Here is a 1,987-nt window from a genome sequence, read left to right as displayed (position 1 = left end):
CCCTCGAGGAGGAATCGATGACCAAACTGACCGCAGGAATCTGTACCGTCGCCGCCGCGGTGGCGACGATCGCCCTGGCCGCGGCGCCCGCCCAGGCCGCCCCCGGTCTGCCGCTCACCCCGATGATCGCCGAGCCGGCCGCCGACGGTTTCGCCCCGGAGACCGGCTCGAGCGGCATCTACAACGGCATCATGTGCCAGCTGCACACGATCTCGGCCGAAGTGCCCTGCATGTACACCTGATCAGCTGGTCCACTGCTGGTAGACGTCGACGATGCGGCCGCCGCGCGTGCCGGGCGCGTTCAGGAAGACGGAGACGGTGCCGTCGGGATGGGCCGCCGCTTCCGTCACCACCTGACGCAGGGTGGCGCGGATGCCGCCGTCGGCGTCGCGGTACAGATCGCTGTCGGGATGCAGACCCGCGCCGATCCGATTGGCGGGTACGAGCATCGCGGTGATCGCCGGAATCGGCCCCGCCCCGAGGGCCGCGGTCTCCTCGTGGCTGAGTTGGGCACCGATCCGATCGGGCTGGGCCTGTGGTGCGAACGCGGTGGCCGAACCCGCGCCGAGTAGCACTCCCGCCGCGACGAATCCTGTGCCAAGGGCAGTGCTGGTGACGCCGAAACGCATGAAATACCCTCTCGCTGATACCTGATTTCCCTATGGCTCAGGTGCTGAGCCGCCCGGAGCGTAGTCGCAGGCCAATGGGCCTAGATCGAATTCTTTCCCGGATCGGGGCGGCGTGTCGGGCGTGTCGTCGGTGGGTCGCTGCGGTCTGGGTCACTGTGCTCCACCCTGTCGTCCGGCGTGCCGAGGCGAACTGAGACACTGGAATCCGTGAGTCTTACGCAGGTACCGGTTTCGGCCCAGCTCTTCGAGCGGGCGGCCGCCGTGATCCCGGGTGGCGTCAATTCCCCGGTTCGTGCGTTCAACTCGGTCGGCGGTACGCCACGGTTCATCACCTCCGCGAGCGGCTACACGCTCACCGATGCAGACGGCAACGACTACGTCGATCTGGTGTGCTCGTGGGGGCCGATGATCCTCGGTCACGCCCACCCCGCCGTCGTCGAGGCCGTGCAGAGGGCCGCGACGAGCGGACTGTCGTTCGGTGCGCCGACCGAGGCCGAGATCGAGCTGGCCGAGGCCATCGCCACCCGCGTCGACCCTGTCGAGCGGGTCCGCCTGGTGAACTCCGGTACCGAGGCCACGATGAGCGCGGTCCGCTTGGCCCGCGGTTTCACCGGCCGATCCAAGATCATCAAATTCTCCGGCTGCTACCACGGTCACGTCGACGCGTTGCTGGCCGACGCGGGCTCCGGTGTCGCGACCCTCGGTCTGCCGACCTCACCCGGCGTCACCGGCGCGCAGGCCGCCGACACCATCGTGTTGCCCTACAACGACCTCGCCGCCGTCGCCGCCGCCTTCGACGCGCACCCAGGCCTGATCGCCTGCGTCATCACCGAGGCCGCCGCGGGCAACATGGGCGCGGTCGCGCCGCTGCCCGGCTTCAACGAAGGTCTGCGCACCCTCGCCCACGACAGCGGCGCGCTGCTGATCATGGACGAGGTGATGACCGGATTCCGGGTCAGCGCGTCGGGTTGGTACGGCCGCGAAGGCGTCGCCGGTGACCTCTACACCTTCGGCAAGGTGATGAGCGGTGGCCTGCCCGCCGCCGCGTTCGGCGGTCGCGCCGAGATCATGAACAACCTCGCCCCGCTCGGCCCGGTGTATCAGGCGGGCACGCTGTCCGGTAACCCCGTCGCCGTCGCCGCGGGCCTGGCGACCCTGCGTGCGGCCGACGACGAGGTGTACGCGGCGCTGGACCGCAATGCCGATCGTCTCGGCGCGTTGTTCGCGAAAGCCCTGACAGAGGCCGGTGTCGAGCATCAAGTCCAGTTCGCAGGCAATATGGTGAGCGTGTTCTTCGCCGAGCGTCCGGTGACCGATTACGCCGCCGCCAAAGCGAGCCAGACCTGGCGTTACCCCGG

General features: G+C 69.1%; 3 protein-coding genes. 2 read left to right on the top strand and 1 reads right to left on the bottom strand.

Going from position 1 to position 1,987, the window contains the following annotated elements; genetic code table 11:
* On the top strand, positions 1-242 hold a 242-nt coding region (locus ACFWF3_RS33900), incomplete at its 5' end, for a hypothetical protein (RefSeq protein WP_379318072.1).
* Here the strand turns inward: ACFWF3_RS33900 and ACFWF3_RS33895 are convergent.
* A complete protein-coding gene (locus ACFWF3_RS33895; RefSeq protein WP_379318070.1) occupies positions 243-629 on the bottom strand; it encodes a hypothetical protein in 387 nt (128 codons plus the stop codon).
* Positions 630-827: 198 nt separating this feature from the next.
* Here ACFWF3_RS33895 and hemL point away from each other — a divergent pair.
* A partial coding sequence (gene hemL, locus ACFWF3_RS33890) for a glutamate-1-semialdehyde 2,1-aminomutase (protein WP_379318074.1) occupies positions 828-1,987 on the top strand: 1,160 nt, incomplete at its 3' end.

This window comes from Nocardia sp. NPDC060220, assembly GCF_042727815.1.
In the GTDB taxonomy this organism is placed as follows: Bacteria; Actinomycetota; Actinomycetes; order Mycobacteriales; family Mycobacteriaceae; genus Nocardia.
Note: the sequence above shows the minus strand (reverse complement) of the source record. Positions and strands in the feature narration are given on the sequence as shown.

Excerpts from the sequence above, each read along its gene's own strand:
- ACFWF3_RS33895 (WP_379318070.1), bottom strand. The coding sequence starts at position 629 with ATGCGTTTCGGCGTCACCAGCACTGCCCTTGGCACAGGATTCGTCGCG.